Raw genomic sequence first — 23,348 nt, 5'->3', positions numbered from 1 at the left:
ACGGACGAAAAGCTCTGCACGACAACGCAAATTCGGAAGGACCCGCAATGAAGAACGCGGTAGTGGTAGGTCATGGAATGGTCGGGCACCGGTTCGTCGAAGCGTTGCGCGCGCGCGACGAGGCGGCAGAGTGGAAGGTCACGGTCCTCTGCGAGGAAGCGTTGCCGGCGTACGACCGAGTGGGCCTGTCGTCCTACGTCGGTGCCTGGGACCACAAGGAACTGGCGCTGGCGGGTAACGACTACCCCGGTGACCTTCTCGTCGAGATGCGCACCGGAGTGCGTGCCGATCGCATCGACCGTGATCACCGGACCGTCGAGACCTCCGCGGGCGACACGGTGGAGTACGACGCGCTCGTGCTCGCCACCGGATCCTATCCGTTCGTGCCGCCGATCCCCGGGCACGATCTACCTGGCTGCTTCGTCTACCGGACCCTCGACGACCTGGACAAGATCCGGGCCCGAGCGGACGCAGCGGGCCCCGGTGCCGTGGGGGTCGTCGTCGGCGGAGGTCTACTCGGTCTCGAAGCGGCCAATGCACTGCAGAAGATGGGCATGACCCCGCACGTCATCGAGTTCGCTCCACGATTGATGCCGCTGCAGGTCGACGAGGGCGGAGGCGCGCTGTTGGCTCGTCTCGTCACCGAGCTCGGGCTGAACGTCCATGTGGGAGTCGGTACATCGTCGATCTCCGAGAACGACAGCGCCGGCCTGACGGTCGAGCTGAGCGACGGCAGCACGATCGACGCCGCTCTGTTGGTGTTCTCCGCCGGTGTGCGTCCCCAGGATCGGCTGGCCCGCGAGAGTGGCCTCGAGGTCGGCGAGCGCGGCGGCATCATGGTCGACATCGGTTGCACTACATCCGATCCCGCCGTATTCGCGATCGGCGAGTGTGCCGCGGTCGAGGGCCGGTGCTACGGCCTCGTTGCCCCCGGGTACTCGACGGCAGAGGTGGTGGCCGACCGATTGCTCGGCGGCGCAGCGCAATTCCCTGGTGCCGACATGTCCACCAAACTCAAGCTCATGGGCGTCGATGTCGCGAGCTTCGGCGACGCGATGGCGGCCACTCCGGGTGCTCTCGAGGTGGTGTTCAGCGATGCGCCCAAGGGAACGTACGCCAAGCTCGTCGTGACCGACGACGCGAAGACCCTCCTCGGCGGCATCCTCGTCGGCGACGCCTCCGCGTATTCGCTGCTGCGGCCGCTCGTCGGACGAGAATTGCCCGGCGACCCCGGAGCCCTGATCTCACCGGCAGCCGAACAGGTCGGTATCGGTGCGCTGCCCGACGACGCCGAGATCTGCTCCTGCAACGGCGTGAGCAAGGGTGCCATCTGCTCGGCCATCGCCGACGGAGCGTGCGATCTGGCGGCCGTGAAGAGTTGCACCACCGCGGGCACCACCTGCGGCGGATGTCTGCCGTCCATCAAGTCGTTGCTGGCCGCATCCGGGGTGGTGCTCTCGAAGTCCTTGTGCGAGCACTTCTCTCAATCCAGGGCCGAGCTGTTCGAGATCGTTCGGGCAACGAACACACGCACCTTCTCGTCGCTGATCGCCAAGTACGGCAGCGGAACCGGCTGCGACATCTGCAAGCCCGTCGTCGCGTCGATCCTCGCATCGACGTCTTCGGATCACATTCTGGACGGCGAGCAGGCCTCGCTGCAGGACACCAACGATCACTTCCTGGCCAATATCCAGAAGAACGGCACGTACTCGGTGGTGCCGCGGATGCCCGGCGGCGAATGCACCCCCGAGCAGCTGATCGTCATCGGCGAGGTCGCTCGCGATTTCGGGCTCTACACCAAGGTGACGGGCGGACAGCGCATCGATATGTTCGGTGCCCGCGTCGAGCAGTTGCCTGCTATCTGGAAGCGCCTCGTCGACGCAGGCATGGAATCGGGCCAGGCATACGGGAAGTCGCTGCGCACGGTCAAGAGCTGCGTCGGTTCCAGTTGGTGCCGGTACGGTGTCCAGGATTCGGTGGGGATGGCCGTCGACCTGGAGAACCGCTATCGAGGGCTGAGGTCCCCGCACAAGATCAAGTTCGGGGTATCGGGCTGTGCGCGTGAATGCGCCGAGGCTCGTGGAAAGGACGTCGGAATCATCGCTACCGAGGGCGGTTGGAACCTCTACGTCGGCGGAAACGGCGGCCAGTCACCCAAGCACGCCCAATTGCTGGCCTCGAATCTGGACGACACCACGTTGGTCAGCTACATCGATCGGTACCTCATGTTCTACGTGCGCACCGCAGACCGACTGCAGCGCACCGCGCCGTGGCTCGAATCGCTCGACGGGGGACTCGATCATCTCAAAGCCGTCGTATGCGACGACAGCCTCGGTATCGGCGCAGAACTCGAAGCCGACATGGAGCGCCACGTCGCCGGCTACAAGGACGAATGGGCGGGCGTGCTCGAAGACGACGAGAAGCTCGGTCGTTTCGTCTCGTTCGTCAACGCACCGGCCGAGGCCGATCCCACCATTGCGTTCGACGACTCCGGAGCACGCAAGATCCCCGTGCTGATGGGAATGCCGCGCGTCGGTGCCTAGGACCGACCCCGGCCTGACATACGCCAGGTCACGAAACTGAGTGCATGTGCACAGGTGAGTAATCGCGACTTAACGGCCCAGAAACACTGACAACGTGGAATAGCTGACCAGGAGGTACGCCATGACTGTCATCGACTCACGTACAGCGGTACCGAACGACATTGCTCGTAGTTGGACCCCGGCCTGCACGCTGGACACGCTGATTCCGGGGCGCGGGGTAGCGGTGCTCCTGCGCGGAGGCACGCAGGCGGCGTTGTTTCTGCTCGACGACGGACGACTGTTCGCGGTGGGCAACATCGATCCGTACGGACGCGCAGCGGTGATGTCGCGCGGCCTCGTGGGTGACCGCGGTGGCGAGCCCACGGTCGCATCACCGTTGCTCAAGCAGGTCTTCTCCTTGGTCGACGGGCGCTGCCTCGACGATGCGGAGGTCGGTCTCGGATCCTTCGAGGTCTCCTGCGTCGAGGGTGTCGTGCTCGTCCGCGGTGGCTCTACGTGAGCGAAATCGCCGGGGCAGGAACGCCTCTGGCCGGTTTCACCGTCGGGATCACGGCGTCGCGTCGGGCCGAGGAATTCGCGACTCTGCTCGAGCGGCGGGGAGCAACCGTGATGCATGCCCCCGCGATCCGCATCATCCCGCTCGCGGACGATGCCGAGCTGGAACGCGTGACCGCGGCGATCATCGCGCATCCACCCGAAATTACCGTCGCCACAACAGGCATCGGATTCCGAGGCTGGGTCGAGGCCGCAGACGGATGGGGGCGGGCAGAAGAACTCGGGTCTGCGCTCGGGGCGTCCCGGTTGCTGGCCCGCGGTCCCAAAGCAACGGGTGCGATCAGGGCCGCCGATCTCCGCGAGGAATGGTCGCCCGCCTCCGAATCCTCCGCGGAGGTACTCGAGCATCTACTCGCCGAAGGGGTCGAGGGCAAACGTATCGCCGTGCAACTGCACGGCGCGACGACCGAATGGGAGCCGATCCCGGACTTCTGCGAGGTACTGCGCTGTGCCGGAGCCGAAGTGGTTCCGGTGCCGGTGTATCGCTGGACGGCCCCCGACGACCAGGGTCCGATGGACCGCATGATCGAAGCCGTCGTCGTCGGCGATCTCGACGCACTCAGCTTCACCTCCGCGCCTGCGGTGGCCTCGATGCTGATGCGCGCCGACGAGAACGGGGTGCTCGAACCCCTGTTGCAATCGATGCGTACGCGGGTGCTTCCGGTGTGCGTCGGGCCGGTGACGGCAGCACCCCTCGAACAACTGAACGTGGCCACTACGCAGCCGGCGAGAGCGCGTTTGGGCGCTTTGGCGCGGCATATCGCCGAGGAATTGCCGAGGCGGACCGGTCGTCTTCATGCAGGCGGACACGTGGTGAGTGTGCGCGGCCGGTGCGTCGTGGTCGACGGTGAAGTGCGACCGGTGTCGCCGGCCGGAATGGCGTTGATGAAGACACTCGCTCGCAATCCTGGACGCGTGGTCTCCCGGGAGGACTTGCTTGCGTCCTTGCCCGGTGGTGGAGGTGACACCCACGCGGTGGAAACAGCGATGACCAGGCTCCGGTCCTCTCTCGGCGCGCCGAAGGCGATCCAGACCGTGGTCAAGCGTGGGTATCGGATCGCACTCGATCACGTCGAAACCGAATCGGACTGCGATTCCGAGGAGCCTGCCGTGCACGCGCATGTGGCCGTCGTCGAAGGAGGGAAGTACTGATGACTCCGACTCCGGTGTTGGTGGCACACGGCACCCGAAACCCCCGTGGTGTCGAGATGATCGCCGCACTTGCCGATGCCGTGTCGACGCAGATCGGTGCCACTCGCGTGGCATTCGTCGACGTACTCGGACCGTCCCCGGCCGAAGTGCTGCGCGACACCCCCGGGTCGGCGGTCGTGGTTCCGGCATTCCTGGCGTCGGGCTATCACGTCCACACCGACGTACCGCGAGAAATTGCCGAAAGCGCTCATAGCTCGGTCGCGGTCACCCGTGCTCTGGGACCGGACCCCGTACTCGCGGAGGTCATGCTCGATCGGCTACGCGACACCGGTTGGCGCACAGGCGATTCGATCGTGCTCGCCGCCGCAGGGTCGTCCGACCCCCGAGCGCTGGCAGAACACGTTCGAGCAGCAGCGATGCTGGCCGACGTCGCGGGGGTCCCGGTACGCATCGGGTACGTCGCCACCGCTGTCCCCACCGTGTCCGAGGCGGTGTCGGCTCTGCGAGAGGAGGGACATACTCGAATCTTCGTTGCATCGTATCTGTTGGCGCGCGGGCTCTTTCACAATCGATTGGCCGATGCAGGTGCAGACGGCGTCGGTGAGCCGCTGGGGGTCCATCCAGCAATCGTGGATCTGGTGGTGGCCCGCTACTTCGAGGGCGTCCGATCGCTGGAGAGCGGATCGCTCAGTACGGCAACGGAAGGATGGTCACCGGTTCGTCGGCGCTGATCTCGGCCGGAACCAGTGCGAGCGCATCCCGGCCGACCAGGTGAGCCAGATGTGCAGTGCGTACCTCGGTATCTGCCCGCCAACGCGTGCCGTCGACGGTGACGGGGACGAGGCGAGGGACTGCAGATCGAACGTCCGCGGCATTGGACAACAGACCCATTCGTGGTGGACGCACCCTTCTGCCGGTCAATGCGTCGACGATCGCCGGAGCCGTCAGCAGTGCCGTTCCGACGGCCGCCAGGGGGTTGCCGGGTAATCCGAGTACCACTGTGCCGTCGGGCAGCGCCGCAGTGATCTGGGAACCACCGGGTCGGACACGCATCCGGCCGACGATGGGCTTCGCGTCGAGTGTCGCCAGGGTCGAGCGCAGTTGATCGGCGGCACCGCCTCCGGTGGCTCCGACCACGACGACGACGTCCAGGTCCTGCGTGCGAGTCAGGACGTCTCGAAATTCCGTCGCCGAGTCGTCGAGCAGTGTCACATCGACGACCGCGATGCCGCAGTGCGACAGGTACTCCGGCAACACCGATCCGAGAACGTCTCGGGTCTCGCCGGGGGCCAGCGGTCCACTCGATCGAATCTCGTTGCCGCTGATCACTATTCGACCACGAACTGGACCGCGCACCGTCACGTCGAACACTTCCGCGCTGGCGGCGAGAGACCGTACCGCCGCATCGATCGGAGTTCCCGCGGCGACCAGCTCGGTGCCCGGCAGCCAGTCCTCGCCGCGCCGACGTGTGTCGTCGGACTCGGCTGCGGTCGACGGTCGACGCACCGACCCGTCCGGATCGTGTGTCACGTGCTCGTCGCGCACCACCGACGTCGCTCCGGGCGGAAGCGCAGCACCGGTCGCGATGCGCACCGCTGTTCCGGCGGTGAGTCCGGCGATGTCGACACTTCCTGCGTACGCGATGTCGGGCCGCAGCGTCCACGGCCCGGAGCCGCAGACGGCGTAACCGTCCATCGCGGAGATGTCGACTGCCGGCAACGCGGTCTGGGACACGAGGGGTTCCGCGAGGACGGTTCCGGCACTGTCCTGCAGCGGAATTCGACGGACAGGTAGGGGAGTGAGGCTGCTTCGAATGCGCTCCAATGCGTCGGCGACCTCGAGCGTCTGCGACGGCTGCGCGGCGAGGCGAGCGGCCAGAAGGTCGGCAGGGGTGTCGCAGTCCTCGATATCGGGAAGTGCGATGACCTGATGATCGATCGGAACGATCCGGCGCATCGGTGCACCTTCTACCGAATCCAGCTGTGCCACAGCGGAACGCAGCGCGGCGTGCTGCCACACTCCCAGCAGGAACTGTGTGCGCCCCGCGCTGTCGCGAGCGAATACTGCATGTGCTGAGGAGTGTGCGATGGAATCGATCAGGGATCCTATCGCGGCGGAGTCGAGACGTGGAATGTCCGCCGCGACGACGGCCACCAGATCTGCAGTGTGCTCCGAGTCTGCACTGTCATCGAGGGATCGGAGTCCCGCGGCGAGGGCCGAAACGGGCCCACCGCCGGCAGGCGACTCACGGGTCTGGACAACGTGGTCCGCCACCCCGGCGCGTGGTGGACCCACCAGAACCGTTCTGCGGCAGTTCGATAAGGCGTCCACCGCGATGTCGACCATTCGACGGCCGCCGACGGTCAAGGCCGGCTTGTCGACCTCCTGCGGCGACGTCGAGTGCTCGGGATCGGCCATCCTCGATCCGCGACCGCCGGCGAGGACGATCGCATCGCAGACCGGCGTCACGGTGCGAGCGCTGTCATGTCGGCAGAGGCACGTTCTGTAGCCGAACCTGCCCGCGTGCAATGATCTTTCCGCTGTCGGAGGCGGTGATCGTGACCAGCCACAATTGCTGAACACGGCCCTGCTGCAACGGTTCTGCGAGAACGTCGACGCGTCCGCCCTTGCTCGCGCGGAGAAAGTCGGTGCCGTTGTGCACTCCGACCGCGAACTCACCGCGATCCTTCACCGCCTCACTTGCACCGATGCTCGCGGCGCTCTCGACAGCGGTCGTGTAGACCCCGCCGTGTACGACGCCCCACGGGGTGAGGTGCTCGTCCGTCAAATCGATGTGACCCGCCACCCGGGTGCCCGAGACCTCGTCGACGACAAGTCCGGCAGAGGCGACGAAGGTGCTCGCCTTCGACAGGGCGAACTTCGCCGTGGGGCGTGGATCGAATTGCCCGAGCCCGTCTCTGATGTTCATCCTCCGAGGTTAGTGGTCGACTCGAGCGGCGATGGGAGCGCCCCGAAGTCGAATCGAATCGACTTCAGCGGCACTCTGCCGTCGTGGACTGCCACTCCTTCGCTGCGCAGCGTCTCGAGCTGCCGGGTGGCGAGGTGCGGGGCGGGCCTGCCACTGGCTCCGAGGACGCGATGCCACGGGAGGTCGGCGGAGTCGGTGCGCATGATCCATCCCACGATGCGTGGACTCGACAGGTCGGCCGCGGCCGCGATGTCTCCGTACGTGGCGACGAATCCCGAGGGAATGGACGCGACCAATGCGCGCACTCGCTCGACCTGGTCTTCGGTGATCGGGGCCATCTAGAGCACGGATCGCACCAGCTCGGCCACCTCGACCGGCTTGGCCTGGCCGACCATGTGATCGCAGTCCAGTTCGACGGTGCGCAGGTTCTCACCGAGTTTCTCTCGCAGTGCAGCAAGGAACTCGTCGGTGACATAGGGAGGTTCGACGCGCATGGCCCGAACCACGATGGTCGGGACGCTATCGGCGGGTACCACGATCGGACGAGCGAGCTCGCCCCACGTCGCAACGATCGCCGGAATCGACATGCGCCACGCCACCTTTCCGCCGTCGGCGGGAACCAGGTGGTCGGCGACCTCGCGGTCGAGCAACTCGGTGGGTACGTCCGCCCACGCCCCGTGGATCTTCTCCGATCGCGCCTCGTCGGCGTCGGTGTAATCGGGTGACTTCGCGGTGGCCTCGGCCACCTCGAGCAGCTCCTCCGGTGGCAGAGCGATCGCGGGATCGAGCAGCACCAGCGCCCGCACCGCGTTCGGGAATCTCTGCGCGAGATGGACGGCCAACGCGCCGCCGTACGAATGTCCGAGCACCACTACCGGGCCGCGCGCGTGGGCGTCCAGTACGGCTTTGAGAGCCGTGACCTGCGCGTCGATGTCCCAGGGCGGCGTGGCCGGGGAATAGCCGTGGCCGATCAGATCAGGAGCCAGTATTCGAGCTTCGGGCAGGTGATTCTCCGCGAGATCCCACCAGCGGGCACCATGACCGGTCACACCGTGAACGGCGAGGATTTCAGGACCGTCTGCGGGTCCGAACGTATGCAGATTCAACTCGGGCACGTCGACCACTATGCCGCATGGCGTGCCGCCGCGGATTCTGCCGGTCCGGTGCGGGCGCCTCGATACTGAGGCGAGAGTTGTCGGTGGTCCGTGATTGCATCTGTACTCATGAGCACGGACGGCAGGCACGGCGCGACGGTCACCCTCGTCCGTGCACCCAAGGTGGCTCGGCCCGCCCGCACGTGGGTCGGCGCGGCTGCTCAGCTGTTGTCGTCACGACCGGATTCGGCGGCGGAGGCGGCGCACGGCGCACCCCGGTGGAATCCGTGGCAGATACTCGGTGGCCCCGGAACGGGTAAGACATCGCTCGTCGCCGACTACGCAGTCTCGCGCATCGTCTCCGGGGACCCGGAATCGGTTCTGGTGCTGACACAGTCCAAACGGGCGGCAACCGCGGTGCGCGAGGTGATCACCTCCGGCCTCTTCAGTGGAGACCACGCGCTGAGAGCGACACGTGAGCCGTTGGTACGGACGGTGCACTCCTATGCCTTCGCGGTGCTCAGGCTCCAGGCGTCTCTCTACGGCAACCCGCCACCGCGGCTGCTGACCGGTGCCGAACAGGACGCCGTGGTGCGCGAGATGCTGCGCGGCGACCTCGAGGACGGTGCCGCGGAATGGCCGGATCGGTTGCGTCCGGCGCTCGGCACCTCGGGGTTCGTGACGGCGGTGCGGGACATGATGCTCAGGTCCGCCGAACGCGGAATCGGGCCGGAAGACCTCGTCAAACTCGGTCGCAAGCACGGCAAACCCGAGTGGGTTGCGGTCGGGCGGTTCGCCGCTCGGTACGAGCAAGCCATGTTGCTGCGCGGAGCAGTGGGCGTCGAAGCTGCGGGAGCCACGGCACCTGGTCTGGATGCCGCCGAGCTCATCGGTGCCGCGCTGATGGCGTTCGCCACCGACCCGGAACTGCTTCGCAGTGAACGTGCCCGCATCCGCCACCTCGTCGTCGACGATGCTCAGCACCTCGATCCGCAAGCAGCACAATTGGTTCGGCTGATCGGTACCGACATCGAATCGACCGTCGTCGCGGGGGACCCCGATCAGTCCGTGTTCACTTTTCGTGGTGCCGATCCCACATTCGTGGCCGACCTGGTCGAGGTGAATTCGCCACGGCGAGTGGTGCTGACGCGCAATCACCGGTCCGTGCCGGAGGTTGCCGAGTTGACCGACATCGTGGCGAGGCGTCTGCCCGGGCTGGGTCGGCACCGGTGTCCCGAGCCGGTGGCCGTTGCCCGATTCGGCAACCCTGCGGGGCGGGTGCATGTCGCGTCCTCGCCGGCCAAGGAAGCCGCGATCATCGCCGACGCCATGCGGCGAGCCCATCTGATCGACGGTATGCCGTGGTCCGAGATGGCCATCGTGGTGCGGTCGGTGCCGAGGACCGTTGCACCGTTGCGCCGGGCACTGCACGCAGCAGGTGTTCCGATGGTCACGCCCACTTCCGAGCTTCCGCTGCATCGCCAGCACGGGGCGGTGGGTCTACTACTGGTACTGCGTGCGATCTCAGATCCGACCTTCGACGGTGAAGATGCACTGGCATTGCTGTCCGGGCCGATCGGCGGAGCCGATCCGGTTGGTCTTCGTCGACTGCGTAGGGGCATGAGAAGACTCGAGCTCGCGTCGGGCGGTGAACGCGACTCGGCCGAACTTCTCAGGGGCGTCCTCACCGACGATTCTCGTGGAAAGAGCGGTTGGATCGGCGGACTGTCGGATGTGGAGTCCGCGCCACTGCGCAAAGCCCTCGGCGTGATCCGAAAGGCGAGGGCGGTTGCCCGGACGGGTCGCGGTGTCGAGGACGTGTTGTGGGCAGCCTGGCAGGCATCGGGTCTCGAACGTCGGTGGGCCGGCGCGTCCGCGTGGGGTGGCTCGGCCGGTGCCCAGGCGGACCGTGACCTCGATGCAGTGGTTGCGTTGTTCGATGCGGCGGCAGCCTATGTCGACAGACTGCCGCGGGCACAGATCGGCGGGTTTCTCGATTACATTGCGCAGCAGGAGATTCCGACTCTGAACTCGCATCGCGCCACGGTTCGGGCCGACGCCGTCACCCTGCTCAGTGCGCACTCTGCTGCGGGTCGGGAATGGGAGCTCGTTGCGGTGGCCGGGGTTCAGGAAGGTCTGTGGCCGGGGCTCCGAGCGCGCGGAAGCCTCCTCGGAACCGACACACTGGTCGACCTCGTGTCCGGAACGTTCGACGCCGGAGCAGCACTCGACGGGCGTTTGTCGAAATCGGCACCCCTTCTCGCCGAGGAGCGCACGCTGTTTCTGGTGGCGTGCAGCCGCGCTCGATCGACTCTGCTCGTCACTGCCGTCGATTCCAGTACCGGCGATGCCGACCTCGTTCGTTCCCGCTTCGTCGACGAACTGCGCGGGGTGGACGTCGACGGCGAGTCCCTCCTTCCGCTCGAAGCACCCGAGTCCGCACATCGGGTGTTGGCGCTGCCGATGCTGGTTGCCGAGCTGCGCAGTGTCGTGTGCGATCCAGTCGTTGCCGAACACGATCCGGACAAGCGAGCCCGAGCTGCTCGCCATCTGGCAACTCTCGCCGACGCCGGTGTCCGAGGCGCGCATCCGGACGAGTGGTTCGGCGTGGCGGGGCTCAGCACCGACGCGCCGTTGTGGCAGCTCGGCGACGGTCCGGTGCCGTTGTCGCCGTCGACGGTGGAACAACTCACCACCTGTCCGCTGCGGTGGATGCTCGAGCGTCACGGCGGCAACGACGGCACCAACACCCATGCGGTCACCGGCACTCTCGTGCACACTCTCGTCCAGGCAGTGGCCGGTCGGATGCCACCGGAGCAACTTCGTCGTGCTCTCGAAACAGCATGGGATGCAGTTGATCTCGGTTCGCAGTGGTACTCGCGGCATGAGCTGGATCGAACCGGGGCCATGCTGGAGACATTCGAGAGTTGGCTGCACGGCAGTCGAGGCGAGCTCACCGAGGCCGGAGTGGAAGTACAGGTCGACGGCGTCCTCGAAGCGCGGTCCGAGAACGAGCCGGCGGTCGCGTTGCGTGGACGTATCGATCGACTCGAACACGACCCGGACGGTCGGCCGGTGATCATCGACGTCAAGACGGCGAAGACCGTCATGTCGAAGGAGGACGCACGTAACCACCATCAGCTGGCCACCTACCAAGTTGCAGCTGCAGCCGGTGCGATCGAGGGCGAGCCCGCGAGCGAACCCGGCGGAGCCCGGCTGGTGTTCGTTGCCAAACCGCACAACAAGGACGGGGCGACTCAGCGCGTACAGGAAGTTCCGACACCGGAGAAACTCGAGGAGTGGCGGGACACCGTGCACCAGGCAGCGTCGGCCACGCAGGGGCCGACATTCGAGGCGCGCGTGAACGACGGCTGCAGGCACTGCCCGGTCAAGTCCAGTTGCCCGGCACACGAGACCGGCAGGCAGGTGACCGAGCAGTGACGACACCGACGAAGAAACGGACCGGTTCGGTGCGGGTGTCGCCGGTCGAGCTCGCCCGGGCACTGGGCCAGAAGCATCCGCCGACCGACGAGCAGGCTGCGGTGATCGCGGCCCCGCCCGGCCCGATGCTCGTGGTGGCAGGAGCGGGGGCGGGCAAGACCGAGACGATGGCCGCCCGTGTGGTGTGGATGGTGGCCAACGGTTTCGTCGACCCGGACCAGGTGCTCGGCCTGACCTTCACGCGAAAGGCTGCGCAGCAGTTGACGTCTCGGATCAGGGCGCGGCTGGCTCGGCTGGCCGGATCCGATCTGGTGCGCGCACTCGATCCCAGTCTGGCACTGCGTGAACGGATTCTCGGTGCCGAGCCCGAAGTGAGCACGTATCACTCCTACGCAGGCCGACTGCTCACCGAGCACGGATTGCTGCTGCCGATCGAACCGTCCGCGACACTGCTCTCGGAAACCGAACTGTGGCAGCTGGCGCACCGCGTCGTCAGCACCTGGGACGGCGATCTGGACACCGACCGAAACCCCACGTCGGTGACCGAGGCGGTGCTGGCGCTCTCGGGCCAGTTGGCCGAGCATCTCGTCGATCCCGATGAGCTGCGCCAGGCACACGTGGAGTTGGAGAAGCTGGTGCACACGCTCGGGCCCGGCCCGCGACAACGCGGCGGCCCCACCAAAGAGTTGCTGAACATCCTCGACGCGCAGCATCAACGAATCGGGTTGTTGCCGTTGGTGGAACGGCTGGGCCAGACTCTGCGCCGAGAGGGCGCTCTGGATTTCGGCTCGCAGATGTCGATGGCGGCGCGGGTCGCGGCCGAGCATGCGGAGGTGGGAACAGCCGAACGGCAACGTTTTCGGCTGGTACTGCTCGACGAATACCAGGACACCGGGCACGCTCAACGCGTCCTGCTGTCGTCACTGTTCGGATCGGGCGGCGACCCCACGTTGGCGCTGACGGCGGTCGGCGATCCGATGCAATCGATCTACGGCTGGCGCGGTGCCTCGGCAGCGAACCTGCCACGGTTCGCCACCGACTTTCCGCAGGCCGACGGTGGTCCAGCCCCTCGACTGGAACTACTCACCAGTTGGCGAAATCCGCCCGAGGCGCTGACTCTGGCGAACCTGATCACCGATCCACTGCGCCGCGTCGGTGTTCCGGTGCCGACTCTGCGGGCCCGTCCCGGAGCTGTTCCCGGAGACGTCCGAATTGCCGTCACCGAGACCGTTCTGGGCGAACGCGAGTGGATTGCCGACCGGATTGCGGGGGAGTACTGCTCGGCCCTCGAGCAGGATCGGCCGCCGCCCACCGCTGCAGTTCTGGTGCGACGCAACGCCGATGCCGAACCCATCGCAGAGGTACTGCGCAGCCGTGGGTTACCCGTGGAGGTCGTCGGGCTCGGCGGATTGCTGCACGTTCCCGAGGTGGCAGACATCATCGCGATGCTGCGACTGGTCGCCGACCCGACTGCCGGCAGTTCCGCGATGCGCATCCTCACCGGTTCTCGGTGGCAGATCGGCCCGACGGATCTGCGGGCACTCTCCCAGCGCGCCCGAGAACTCGAGATCCGCAGCGGGTACGGCACCGCGGGTCGGGTCGACGACCCCGAGACGTTGGACGCCGCACTCGGCAGCGCACTTCCCGGCGAGCAGTCCGAGCAGGCGGGACTGGCAGACGCGATTGCCGATCCTGGTTCGGACGACCGTTACTCGGAGGTCGGCTACCGGCGGATCGTCGCCCTCGCGGGTGAACTACACCTGCTGCGCGATCGAATCGGGCAACCGCTGGCGGAGTTGGTCGGCGACATCGAGCGGATCATGAACATCGGCGTCGAAGCGCAAGCCCGCACGCCGATCGGGACCGACGGGGCAGTCGGCCGCGAACATCTGGATGCATTCGCCCACGTGGTGGCCGACTACGCCGATAATCCCACCGCCACGGTGACCGGATTCCTGTCGTTCCTCGCTGCTGCGGAGACGGTCGAGGACGGCCTCGCACCAGGCGAGGTCGACGTCGCCCCACATCGAGTTCAGGTGCTCACTGTCCACTCTGCGAAGGGCCTCGAATGGGAGGTCGTGGCCGTGCCGCACGTAGCGAAAGGCGTGTTCCCGTCCTCGAACGCGTCCTCGACATGGCTCGGAGCCATGGCCGAACTACCGCCGTCGCTGCGCGGTGATCGCGCGCTGGACGGCGAGGGCTCCGAGGGCGTTCCGGTTCTCGAGCTCGACCAGCTGTACAACCGGAAGGACCTGGAGGATGCAGTAAAGAACCACAAGGATGCGCTCGCCCGGCGCCGGCTCGCGGAGGACCGGCGGCTGTTCTACGTGGCGCTGACCCGAACCGAACGGGTGCTGTTGGTGTCCGCGCACCACTGGGACCAGACGTCGACGAAGTCGCGTGGGCCATCGGAGTTTCTCGACGAATTGCACAGGCAGGTCAGCGGATCCGATGACGCCGCGGCTGTGATCGAGCAGTGGGCCCCGGCTCCGGAGGACGGAGTGCAGAACCCACTCGGGGCTGTGCCGCACACGGCGTCCTGGCCGCGAGACCCGCTCGGATCCAGACGTGGTGCGGTCGAGAGCGGTGCGCGGGAGGTGCTACGCGCACTGGCAGATGGCGATGCGGCGCAGCGCAATTCGAGTGAGAAAACGGACGACTCAACCCTGACCGACCCGGAGAACTGGGCTGCCGATGTCGAGACCCTGCTGGCGGAGCGGGCAGCAAGGTCGGTCGCGGGAGTCGACGTGGCATTACCGGGCAACCTGTCGGTGACGCAGTTGGTGGACCTGGCCGCAGATCCCGATGGCCTGGCATCGCGACTGCGCAGGCCGTTGCCGTTTCCTCCGAACCCATTGGCGCGCAGAGGAACTGCGTTTCATGCCTGGGTCGAGCGGCGGTTCGGTGCAACCCGGTTGCTCGACCTCGACGAGTTGCCGGGCTCGGCCGATACCGGTGCGTCGGCCGACGTCGACCTGGAAACGTTGCAGCAGGCGTTCCTGGACTCGGAATGGTCGCTGCGCAGCCCCGTCGAGGTGGAGGTCCCGTTCGAGACGTCCGTGGCGGGCACGGTGCTGCGCGGTCGAATCGACGCCGTGTTCGCGGACCCCGACGGCGGCTGGACCGTCGTCGACTGGAAAACCGGTGCAGAGCCGACGGCGTCGGAACAGCAGGCAGTGGCGATGCAACTCGCGGCCTACCGATTGGCGTGGGCCGAGCTGATGTCGATCGGGCAGGCCGAACCGGTTTCGCTGGACCGCGTTCGCGCGGCGTTCCACTATGTCCGTAGCGGCCACACCATCTCGCCCGAGAACCTCCCGGACGCAGCAGCTTTGGCCGAACTTCTGGAGGGTCCGGCCGTGTCGACGCCGATCGACGCTACTGCGCGTTCCGACGAGCCTTCAGAGCCTCGGTGACCAGCGGGATCTGCAGCGGCAGACGGGCGATCATGGCTGCTTTGAGCGCCGGTGAAGTCTTGGAGCTCTGCACGTACTTCCATGCGAGGTTGATGTTGGCGGGGAAGACGGCAACGAACAGAGCGGCCGCGAGTGCGCCGCCGAGTCGGCGGGTGCGAGGCGTGGCAAGTGTTGCGGCCACCGCGAGCTCGGCGACTCCCGATACCTGGGTGTACGTGCGAGCCGAACCCGGCAGTGCCGTCGGAACCTGCGCGTCGAAGAACGTCGGGGTGACGAAATGGAGAATGCCGGCTCCGGTGAGCAGTCCGGCGAGGCGCAGTGCGGCTGCCTGACTTGGTCGCTGTGTCATGCACTTACCGTGCCACATCCCGAGTCGTCGGCACAGATTCGTTGTGTGGGGTTACGCTGCGTGCCGTGAATGATCTCGACTTCTGCGCACACTTCGGTGGGCGACGTGGCAGGTAGGTTGCGTGCGCGCCTGAGCGACAGTGGCGCGCTGACCGACAAGCCCGACTTCGCGCTCGTCGGAGTGCTCCGAGTCCCGGAGCTGGAATCGAGTCCGTGGAGCGCGATCTACAAGCGGGTGCTGATGGCGCTCGGCATCCTGTTTCTCGCTGCGTTCGTCGTGTACCTCGACCGTGACGGTTACAGCGACAACCAGAACGGCGAGCTGTCCTTCCTGGACGCGTTCTACTACGCGACGGTATCGCTGTCGACAACGGGATACGGTGACATCGCGCCGATGAGCCCGTCGGCGCGGCTGGTCAATATTCTTGTCATCACACCACTTCGGGTCCTGTTCCTCATTCTGCTGGTCGGAACGACGCTGTCGGTTCTCACCGAGCGGTCCAGGCAAGCATTCAAAATTCAGCGATGGAGACGCAGCGTGCGCAATCACACCGTGGTCATCGGTTTCGGCACCAAGGGCCGAACCGCAGTCGACGCGATGCTCGGAGACGGCGTACCGGCGTCCGACATCGTCGTTGTCGACACCGATCAGACGGTGCTCGATGCCGCGTCGGCTCTGGGCTTGGTCACCGTTCACGGCTCGGCGACCAAGTCCGACGTGCTCAGACTCACCGGGGCCCAGCATGCGTCGGCCATCATCGTGGCGACCAACCGAGACGACACCGCCGTGCTGGTGACTCTGACCGCCCGCGAGATCGCTCCCAAGGCCAAGATCGTCGCGGCCATCAGGGAAGCGGAGAACACCCACCTGCTGCGTCAGTCCGGTGCAGATTCGGTGGTCGTTTCCTCCGAGACCGCGGGCCGCTTGCTCGGCATCGCCACCTCCACACCGTCCGTGGTGGAGATGATCGAGGACTTGTTGACGCCGGAGGCGGGCTTCGCGATCGCCGAGCGCGAAGTCGAGCGCGACGAGGTGGGCGGCTCGCCGCGGCACCTCACCGACATCGTGCTCGGAGTCGTGCGGGGCGGCAAACTCTTCCGGGTCGGCACCCCGGAAGTCGATGCCGTCGAGGCGTCCGATCGCCTGCTGTACATCCGTCGTGTGGGTGAGTAACGAAGTCCGAGTAGGGTTCCGAGCGTGCCGAAATTCCACCTCGCTCACCCACCTCGCCTCTCCCGGTCACCGCTGAACAGGGCCGAGGAATTACGCCGAGACACCGCCGCACTCGCAGCAGGCTGGTCGACCGGCCGACTACTGAACGTGGACGGCAGAGGCAGATTCGGCGTTGACGAGGACGGCTTGATCCTCACTCCCGCCGTCGATGTTGCACCGGAACCCACCGCTGATGCGGTCTTTCTCGGAATCCACGGGGACCGGCACGTATGGACCAGGCGGGTGGAGGTCCTGGAGGGCACGCTCGGCGACCTGCGTACCGACGGTGATCGCCTGGACAGCACTGCACTGTCGATGGTGACCGGTGCGCTGGCGATCCTCAATTGGCATGCGAGCGCGCAGTTCAGCTCGCTCGACGGCGCTCCGTCGGTTCCGTCGAATGCGGGGTGGTCTCGCACCAGTACGTCCACCGGCCACGAGGAATTTCCCCGCACCGATCCCGCAGTGATCTGTCTGGTCCACGACGGCGGCGACAGAGTGCTGCTGGCACGCGCACCGGCCTGGCCCGAGCGGCGATTCTCGGTTCTGGCGGGTTTCGTCGAGGCCGGCGAATCCCTGGAAACGTGTGTGGCACGGGAGATCAAGGAAGAAGTGGGCCTCGACGTCTCCGACATCGACTACCTGGGTAGCCAGCCGTGGCCGTTCCCGCGGTCGGTGATGATCGGGTTCTCGGCTGTCGCCGACCCGGAGCAGCCGTTGCTTTTCCAGGACGGCGAGATCGCCGAAGCCCACTGGTTCGATCGAGCCGAGGTTGTCGCGGCGCTGGAGCTGGGCGACTGGGGATCGGACTCGACCTCCCGATTGCTGCTCCCCGGTTCGATCTCGATCGCGCGCGGAATGCTCGAAGCGTGGGCGGCCACGGTCTGACGCTCGATCAGAGCGACAGCGCGCGCTTGACTTCGGCCAGACCGGGATTGGTTGCAGTCGAGCCGTCGGCGAAGAGGACGGTCGGCACCACATGGTTGCCGTTGTTGACGCTTCCGACGAAGTCGGCGGCTTCCGGGTTCTGCTCGATGTCGATCTCGGCGTATGTGATTCCCGCCTCGTCGAGCTGGGTCTTGAGTCGGCGGCAGTAACCGCACCACGTGGTGGAGTAGACGGTGAGTGCGGCTGGGGTCTGCGGAGTGTTCTCGGTAGTGGTCACGACAAGAGTCAACAGGAGCACCGACCCCATTGTTCCGGCAGGTTCAGGCCCGGGCGGAACTGTCGGTGCGCACTGACACAATGGACCACATGGCTGACGACGCGATGACCACCGGACTGGATCCGGAGCAATCCGCGGCCGTACTGGCTCCTCGTGGCCCGGTGTGCGTTCTCGCCGGTGCAGGCACGGGCAAGACCCGCACGATCACTCGACGCATCGCGCACCTCGTCTCGGCGGGGCATGTGTCCTCGGGGCAGGTACTGGCGGTGACGTTCACCGCTCGCGCTGCCGGCGAGATGCGCGGCCGCCTGCGCGAGCTCGGGGTCGGGGGAGACGGACCTCCCGTGCAGGCCCGTACGTTCCACGCCGCGGCGATGCGGCAGCTCAAATACTTCTGGCCGCAGGTCGTCGGAGACACCGGCTGGCAGCTACTCGATCGCAAGTTCGCCGTTGTTTCGCAGGCGGCCAATCGCGCCGGAGTGTCGACCTCGACCGACGCGATCCGCGATCTCGCAGGTGAGATCGAGTGGGCCAAAGGATCGTTGATCGCGCCCGAGGATTATCCGCGTATCGCGGCCAGCAATCGCCGCGACGTGCCGATGGATGCCGCCAAGGTCGCGGCCGTCTACGCCGGGTACGAGGAGCTCAAGTCCCGAGGCGGGGACGGAATGTTGCTCGATTTCGACGACCTCCTCCTGCACACGGCCGCAGCTCTGGAAGAGCACTCGTCGGTGGCGGACGAATTCCGCGAGCGGTACCGCTGCTTCGTCGTCGACGAATATCAGGACGTGACACCACTGCAGCAACGGGTGCTCGACGCCTGGGTGGGCGACCGCGACGATCTCACCGTCGTCGGCGACGCGAACCAGACGATCTATTCGTTCACCGGCGCGTCTCCTCGATATCTGCTGGACTTCTCTCGCAAGTACCCCGAGGCCACCGTGGTTCGGCTCGAACGTGACTACCGGTCGACGCCGGAGGTGGTGTCGCTGGCGAATCGTGTCATTGGAGCCGCTCGCGGGCGTATCGCCGGCACCCGTCTGCAATTGATCGGTCAGCGGGAGTCAGGGCCCGAGCCGGAGTTCTTCGAGTACGACGACGAGCCGGCGGAGGCCGACGGCGTGGCGCGGGCGGTCAAGAGGTTGATCTCCAAGGGGGTCGAGCCGGCCGAGATCGCGATTCTGTACCGCATCAACGCTCAGTCCGAGGCACACGAGCAGGCGTTGACCGAAATGAAGATTCCGTATCAGGTGCGCGGCGGGGAGGGCTTCTTCACCAGACCCGAGGTGCGGCAGGGCGTCAACGCCCTGCGGCAGGCGGCCGGTCGGGACGATCTACCCGACGGCGCGCAGTCCGGCGACGGTCTGACGGCTCTGGTGCGGGCTGTACTCGCACCGCTGGGCCTGACGGCAACCGAGCCGACCGGTGCGCAGGCCCGCGAGAAATGGGCCTCGTTGGGCGGCCTGGTGCAACTCACCGAAGAACTTCTCGTGCACGAGCCGGACCTGACCCTCGAGAAATTGCTGGGGGAGCTCGCTGCACGTGCCGAAGCGCGGCATCCTCCGACGGTGCAGGGTGTGACGCTGGCGTCCTTGCACGCAGCGAAGGGGCTGGAGTGGGACGCGGTGTTCATCGTCGGCCTCGCCGACGGAACTCTGCCGATCTCGCACGCGATCGGTAACGACCCCAGCGCCAACAACGAGGCCGCGATCGAGGAGGAGCGCAGACTGCTCTACGTCGGTGTTACACGCGCCCGGGTCCACCTGCATCTGTCCTGGGCGCTCGCCCGCAACGAGGGTGGGCGCAAGTCCCGCCGGCGGTCCAGGTTTCTCATCGGTCTCGTGCCCGAGGATTCGCCCGCCTCGCGTATCGCGGCCCCCGCTGCCAAGAAGTCCGGACCCAAGTGCCGGTTGTGCGGAAAGCCGTTGATCGGGACGTCTGCGACCATGCTCGGTCGATGCGAGAGCTGCCCGTCGAACGTCGACATCGCCCTGCTGGACGCCCTGAAGTCATGGCGACTGGACAAATCCCGTGAATTGAAAGTGCCGGCATACGTGGTGTTCAGCGATAACACGCTCACTGCCATCGCCGAGCAGCAGCCGCAGGACGAGCGGGGACTCGTCGCCATCCCCGGAATCGGAGCCAAGAAGTTGGAGCGGTTCGGCGAAGACGTACTCGCAGTCGTGCGCGCAACGGACAGCTGACCGGGCGGGTAGAAATCGCCGAGAAACTGCTGGTCAAAAATAACTTGTGCAGATATCGGCAGGGGGCTTAGTCTGTTTCACGTGCCGCGGGAGATCGCGCACTGTCCAATCCGCCAACGAGACCAGAACAGGAGCTGAAAGAAATGATCAACACATTCCACGCCGCCGTTGCCGATGCAACCGTCGCGTTCAGCCCTGTCCTCGGCACGGCAGCTTTCGGAGTTGCCCCCCTCGGCACTCATGCCGCCGCCGCAGGCTCTGTTGCGCAGACGTGGATTCGTTCCTCCGCTTTCGGCCCCATCGACGAGTCCGCCTACGCGGCCTCAGGGTCGAATTCCGCCCAGGTTGCCCTGGCACCAGGAGCGAAAGCCGTTGCTCAGGCAGCCCGACGTCACCGCGCACCAGGCGCGTCCGTGCTCGACAGCAGACACCGACTTCACGGTAGGTAGACGCTTCGAAAGCCCACCAGGCCACGGACCCGCACAACGCGGACCGTGGCCTTTGTCGTTCAGGTAGTACCTCTATCCGAACGTGAGGCCGACATGGTTCGCATCACCCCTCGAACCGACAACGACGCCGCACGAAAAGTAGAGGAGACCGACGTGTCAACCGCCACGATCCGGACGACATGCCGAACAGAGTCCGAAAGTGCCTACGCTGCAAGGTGTTCCACCGAGCTGGGCTCGACCGAATTGGCCGAGCTGCAGCTGTCCGTACCCTGCCGAGCGGCGAACCCCGACATGTGGTTCGCCGACACCCCTGCCGAACTCGAGCAGGCAAAGGCGCTGTGCGCTCAATGCCCCATCAGGCGTACCTGCCTGGATGCGGCATTGGACCGTGCCGAGCCCTGGGGCGTATGGGGCGGGGAGATCCTCGATCAAGGAGTGGTCATCGCCCGCAAGCGTCCTCGCGGACGACCACGTAAGAACGCAGCATGATCTCCGGAACGGATGCCCGGCGTCACCGAATCGTTCAGTCGGTGAAGCCGGGCATCCACTCGGTGAGGATTGCCATGTACGGCGCGTAGGCGTCGAGCTGAGCGCAGATTCCCACCAGTCCACCGAGAACGCGGAAGATCATCACGTATTCGGCAGGCATGTTCAATGCTCGAACAGTGCGAAACTGAGCACTGTTGAAATCTGCGGCAGTACCCGCGGCCTTCTGCAGCCACGCGCGGGTGAAGTGGAACGACTCGGTATGGATCGGGTCGGTGAAGGGACGCAGGTAGTCCGCGATTTCTTTCTCTGTCACCGTTCGGCCCGGCACCACGAAACCGCTCTCGGTGAACAACACCACGAGTTCGTCGAATTTCTCGTCGCGCGCGAGGGAGACCATCCGGCCGAGAACCTGTGGAAGACCGTCGGGCATCGGAGCGCACGCACCGAAATCGATGACGCCCATGCGCCCGTCCTCGAGCATCATGAAGTTTCCTGGATGCGGGTCGGCGTGCAGCAACTTCGCCCGAGCGGGTGACACGAACGCGAACAGAGCAAGTAGCTCGCCTGCCCGGTTACGTTCCTCGGCCGTTCCGTTTGCAATGACGTCGGCCAACGGTCGACCCATCATCCATTCGCTGACAACGACTTTGGGCGCACTGGCAACAATTTTGGGTATCGCGAATTGCGGATCGCCCGCGAACTCCTTGCTGAACACCCGCTGATTCGAGGCCTCGATACGGTAGTCGAGCTCGTCCTCGGTGCGGGCAGTGAGCTCCTCGAGTACCGGCTTGACGTCGGTGCCCGCGAGCACAGTGCTGAACAGGTTCGCGAAACGCGACAGAGTCTTGAGGTCGGAACGCAAGGCATCGTCCGCACCCGGGTACTGAATTTTTACTGCGACGTCCCGTCCGTCCGACCACGTGGCCCGGTGCACCTGGCCGATGCTCGCCGAGGCGATCGCAGTGTCGTCGAAATCGAGAAAGCGTGATCGCCACGCCGTTCCGAGTTGTTGATCCAACACTCTGTGGACTGTCTTTGCCGGCATGGGCGGACCCTGCGCCTGGAGCTTGGTCAGCGCTTCCCGGTACGGCTCGGAATACTCCTCGGGAACGGCGGCTTCCATCACCGAGAGCATCTGCCCCAGCTTCATGGCACCGCCCTTGAGCTCCCCGAGAACGGAGAAGAGCTGTTCTGCAGCTTTGGCGGCCATGTCCGCATCGATCTCGTCGCGATTTCCGCCGGCAAGCTTCTTGCCGAAGCCCACAGCGGCACGGCCCGCCATTCCCAGTGGAATGCTGGCCAGTTTTGCAGTACGAGTCGATCCACGGCGCGGTATGTCAGACACAACTCCATCATGGCTGAACCTTCCGACAATTGCTCGGACCGGCCCGTATCGGCCGAGGTGACCGCGTCTGGTCAATGCCAGCAATCACAGTGCGGATGCTTGGACCACAGTCTTTTGTGCACCGTGGTTGCACGTGCTGCGAGATCCAGCTCCATCGTGCAGTCGGCGGTCTCGGGCATCGACGCGTCGGAACGGCCGATGAGGGGTTCGAGCTGAGCGAACGCAAACGCGGCCGTGGCCAGCACCGTCGCGCTGCTGGCCTGGCCGACAGTGCCGAGCAGCTGAGCCGACAGATGCGGCCACTCGGGATCGAGGTCGCAGCGAGTCAGATCTGCGCAGCGCAGGCAACTCGTTCGGCCGGGCAGTACGAAGGGGCCGACCACACCCTTCCCGTCCCGCAGCCGCACCTGAAGATGTGGGATGCGGATACGCACCAGATCGGTCACCAACCGAGGCTCGGCGACCAGATCGTCGGCGAGTACGACGATGTCGTAGTTCCACGAATTCACCGCCGACTGTGGGTAACGCGTGGGCGTCAGGCTCGACCGGCTCACCTCGGCGGCGGTCCTACTCAGGCCCGAGGCCAATGCGTCCGACAGCGGACCCCGCCCGACGAGGTGGATGGTCCGTACCGTCCCCGGCCGGTCCGGCGTACTGTGCTGCGACCCGGCGGGCCCGCTCGTGCCGTGCATCAGCAACCCGGACTCTTCCAACTCGCCCAGCATCGCCGATGTTCGATTGGCGGACAGCCCCAATGTCATTGCATGACAGACGATATGAGGCCTCGAACGGCCTGCGGCGAGGAGCCGGAGCAGCTCGAGTATCGAACCCGGCTCGGCACCGGGAGGCGGAGTGACGACAACGCTGGTCTCGGGGCTCCAGCCCAGTTGAACGGTGCCGTCCCGTCGAGGCAGTATTGCCACCGCAGGATCGAGTCGAACGGTCGGTGTGATCATGGAACACACTCTGACAGCGAACACTCCCGTGAACGCCCGCCCGAGGCAC

Annotated in this window: 19 protein-coding genes; 11 read left to right on the top strand and 8 right to left on the bottom strand. The window is 66.0% G+C overall.

The features are described 5' to 3' along the window. The first annotated feature begins 47 nt into the window (after positions 1-47). The 4 genes from nirB to CH294_RS25040 all read left to right on the top strand — a co-directional run bounded on the left by nirB (position 48) and on the right by CH294_RS25040 (position 4,981). Entirely contained in the window at positions 48-2,543 is a 2,496-nt protein-coding gene (gene nirB / locus CH294_RS25055; protein ID WP_094739297.1) for a nitrite reductase large subunit NirB, read from the top strand. Between the two features lie 121 nt (positions 2,544-2,664). Further along, entirely contained in the window at positions 2,665-3,042 is a 378-nt protein-coding gene (gene nirD / locus CH294_RS25050; protein ID WP_032376922.1) for a nitrite reductase small subunit NirD, read from the top strand. Continuing rightward, positions 3,039-4,250 (top strand): uroporphyrinogen-III synthase, encoded by a 1,212-nt coding sequence (locus tag CH294_RS25045; RefSeq protein ID WP_094739296.1) that lies wholly within the window; start codon positions 3,039-3,041, stop codon positions 4,248-4,250. Before nirD ends, CH294_RS25045 begins: the two co-directional genes overlap by 4 nt. Beyond that, the gene (locus CH294_RS25040) at positions 4,250-4,981 is read left to right on the top strand and encodes a sirohydrochlorin chelatase (RefSeq protein WP_094739295.1); all 732 of its coding nucleotides are present in this window, start codon (positions 4,250-4,252) and stop codon (positions 4,979-4,981) included. The genes CH294_RS25045 and CH294_RS25040 overlap by 1 nt, the downstream gene beginning before the upstream one ends. Here the strand turns inward: CH294_RS25040 and CH294_RS25035 are convergent. Genes CH294_RS25035 through CH294_RS25020 form a run of 4 tightly spaced genes read right to left on the bottom strand, consistent with a single transcriptional unit; the run spans position 4,938 to position 8,294 of the window. After that, positions 4,938-6,719, bottom strand: a complete 1,782-nt coding sequence (locus CH294_RS25035; protein ID WP_283164523.1) for an NTP transferase domain-containing protein — start codon at positions 6,717-6,719, stop codon at positions 4,938-4,940. The two genes, CH294_RS25040 and CH294_RS25035, sit on opposite strands and share 44 nt — an antisense overlap. A 13-nt stretch (positions 6,720-6,732) precedes the next feature. After that, the gene (locus CH294_RS25030) at positions 6,733-7,179 is read right to left on the bottom strand and encodes a PaaI family thioesterase (RefSeq protein ID WP_230592471.1); all 447 of its coding nucleotides are present in this window, start codon (positions 7,177-7,179) and stop codon (positions 6,733-6,735) included. Next, on the bottom strand, positions 7,176-7,517 hold the full coding sequence (locus tag CH294_RS25025) for an MGMT family protein (protein ID WP_094739294.1): 342 nt from the start codon (positions 7,515-7,517) through the stop codon (positions 7,176-7,178). Before CH294_RS25025 ends, CH294_RS25030 begins: the two co-directional genes overlap by 4 nt. Then, a complete protein-coding gene (locus tag CH294_RS25020) occupies positions 7,518-8,294 on the bottom strand; it encodes an alpha/beta fold hydrolase (protein WP_094739342.1) in 777 nt (258 codons plus the stop codon). A gap of 108 nt (positions 8,295-8,402) precedes the next feature. Between CH294_RS25020 and CH294_RS25015 the strand changes: the two genes are divergently transcribed. Beyond that, positions 8,403-11,714 (top strand): ATP-dependent DNA helicase, encoded by a 3,312-nt coding sequence (locus tag CH294_RS25015; RefSeq protein WP_094739340.1) that lies wholly within the window; start codon positions 8,403-8,405, stop codon positions 11,712-11,714. Further along, on the top strand, positions 11,711-15,130 hold the full coding sequence (locus CH294_RS25010; protein ID WP_094739341.1) for a UvrD-helicase domain-containing protein: 3,420 nt from the start codon (positions 11,711-11,713) through the stop codon (positions 15,128-15,130). Before CH294_RS25015 ends, CH294_RS25010 begins: the two co-directional genes overlap by 4 nt. Here CH294_RS25010 and CH294_RS25005 read toward each other — a convergent pair. Further along, complete coding sequence (locus CH294_RS25005) at positions 15,093-15,479, bottom strand: membrane protein (protein ID WP_032378148.1); 387 nt, start codon at positions 15,477-15,479, stop codon at positions 15,093-15,095. The two genes, CH294_RS25010 and CH294_RS25005, sit on opposite strands and share 38 nt — an antisense overlap. Before the next feature lie 105 nt (positions 15,480-15,584). Between CH294_RS25005 and CH294_RS25000 the strand changes: the two genes are divergently transcribed. Both CH294_RS25000 and nudC read left to right on the top strand, forming a co-directional pair. Beyond that, positions 15,585-16,652, top strand: coding sequence for a potassium channel family protein (locus CH294_RS25000; RefSeq protein ID WP_032378149.1), 1,068 nt, complete (start codon positions 15,585-15,587; stop codon positions 16,650-16,652). Between the two features lie 24 nt (positions 16,653-16,676). Then, complete coding sequence (nudC, locus tag CH294_RS24995; protein WP_037155730.1) at positions 16,677-17,579, top strand: NAD(+) diphosphatase; 903 nt, start codon at positions 16,677-16,679, stop codon at positions 17,577-17,579. Between the two features lie 7 nt (positions 17,580-17,586). Here nudC and CH294_RS24990 read toward each other — a convergent pair whose 3' ends face one another. Beyond that, positions 17,587-17,856: a mycoredoxin gene (locus tag CH294_RS24990; RefSeq protein ID WP_032403560.1), complete on the bottom strand. Its 270-nt coding sequence runs from the start codon at positions 17,854-17,856 to the stop codon at positions 17,587-17,589. An 80-nt stretch (positions 17,857-17,936) separates the two neighbouring features. Between CH294_RS24990 and CH294_RS24985 the strand changes: the two genes are divergently transcribed. From CH294_RS24985 to CH294_RS24975, 3 genes are all read left to right on the top strand, one after another. After that, positions 17,937-20,060 (top strand): ATP-dependent DNA helicase UvrD2, encoded by a 2,124-nt coding sequence (locus CH294_RS24985; RefSeq protein WP_032403561.1) that lies wholly within the window; start codon positions 17,937-17,939, stop codon positions 20,058-20,060. Positions 20,061-20,203: 143 nt separating this feature from the next. Further along, the gene (locus CH294_RS24980; RefSeq protein WP_094739293.1) at positions 20,204-20,509 is read left to right on the top strand and encodes a hypothetical protein; all 306 of its coding nucleotides are present in this window, start codon (positions 20,204-20,206) and stop codon (positions 20,507-20,509) included. 153 nt (positions 20,510-20,662) lie between these two features. Continuing rightward, a complete protein-coding gene (locus CH294_RS24975; RefSeq protein WP_032403562.1) occupies positions 20,663-20,998 on the top strand; it encodes a WhiB family transcriptional regulator in 336 nt (111 codons plus the stop codon). A gap of 34 nt (positions 20,999-21,032) precedes the next feature. Here CH294_RS24975 and CH294_RS24970 read toward each other — a convergent pair whose 3' ends face one another. Continuing rightward, a complete protein-coding gene (locus CH294_RS24970) occupies positions 21,033-22,343 on the bottom strand; it encodes an AarF/UbiB family protein (protein WP_094739292.1) in 1,311 nt (436 codons plus the stop codon). Positions 22,344-22,414: 71 nt separating this feature from the next. Continuing rightward, positions 22,415-23,299 carry a hypothetical protein gene (locus CH294_RS24965; protein WP_094739291.1) on the bottom strand — a complete coding sequence of 295 codons (885 nt, stop codon included), beginning with the start codon at positions 23,297-23,299 and terminating at the stop codon, positions 22,415-22,417. Positions 23,300-23,348 lie beyond the last annotated feature (49 nt).

Origin of the sequence: Rhodococcus sp. 14-2483-1-1, from assembly GCF_002259335.1 — a bacterium.
Lineage (GTDB): Bacteria > Actinomycetota > Actinomycetes > Mycobacteriales > Mycobacteriaceae > Rhodococcoides.
Note: the sequence above shows the minus strand (reverse complement) of the source record. Positions and strands in the feature narration are given on the sequence as shown.

Bases quoted from the DNA above. Each gene is read 5' to 3' on its own strand.
- nirB (WP_094739297.1), top strand. From the start codon at position 48: ATGAAGAACGCGGTAGTGGTAGGTCATGGAATGGTCGGGCACCGGTTC.
- nirD (WP_032376922.1), top strand. From the start codon at position 2,665: ATGACTGTCATCGACTCACGTACAGCGGTACCGAACGACATTGCTCGT.
- CH294_RS25040 (WP_094739295.1), top strand. From the start codon at position 4,250: ATGACTCCGACTCCGGTGTTGGTGGCACACGGCACCCGAAACCCCCGT.
- CH294_RS25030 (WP_230592471.1), bottom strand. From the start codon at position 7,179: ATGAACATCAGAGACGGGCTCGGGCAATTCGATCCACGCCCCACGGCG.
- CH294_RS25025 (WP_094739294.1), bottom strand. From the start codon at position 7,517: ATGGCCCCGATCACCGAAGACCAGGTCGAGCGAGTGCGCGCATTGGTC.
- CH294_RS25015 (WP_094739340.1), top strand. From the start codon at position 8,403: ATGAGCACGGACGGCAGGCACGGCGCGACGGTCACCCTCGTCCGTGCA.
- CH294_RS25005 (WP_032378148.1), bottom strand. From the start codon at position 15,479: ATGACACAGCGACCAAGTCAGGCAGCCGCACTGCGCCTCGCCGGACTG.
- CH294_RS24985 (WP_032403561.1), top strand. From the start codon at position 17,937: ATGGACCACATGGCTGACGACGCGATGACCACCGGACTGGATCCGGAG.
- CH294_RS24980 (WP_094739293.1), top strand. From the start codon at position 20,204: ATGATCAACACATTCCACGCCGCCGTTGCCGATGCAACCGTCGCGTTC.
- CH294_RS24965 (WP_094739291.1), bottom strand. From the start codon at position 23,299: ATGATCACACCGACCGTTCGACTCGATCCTGCGGTGGCAATACTGCCT.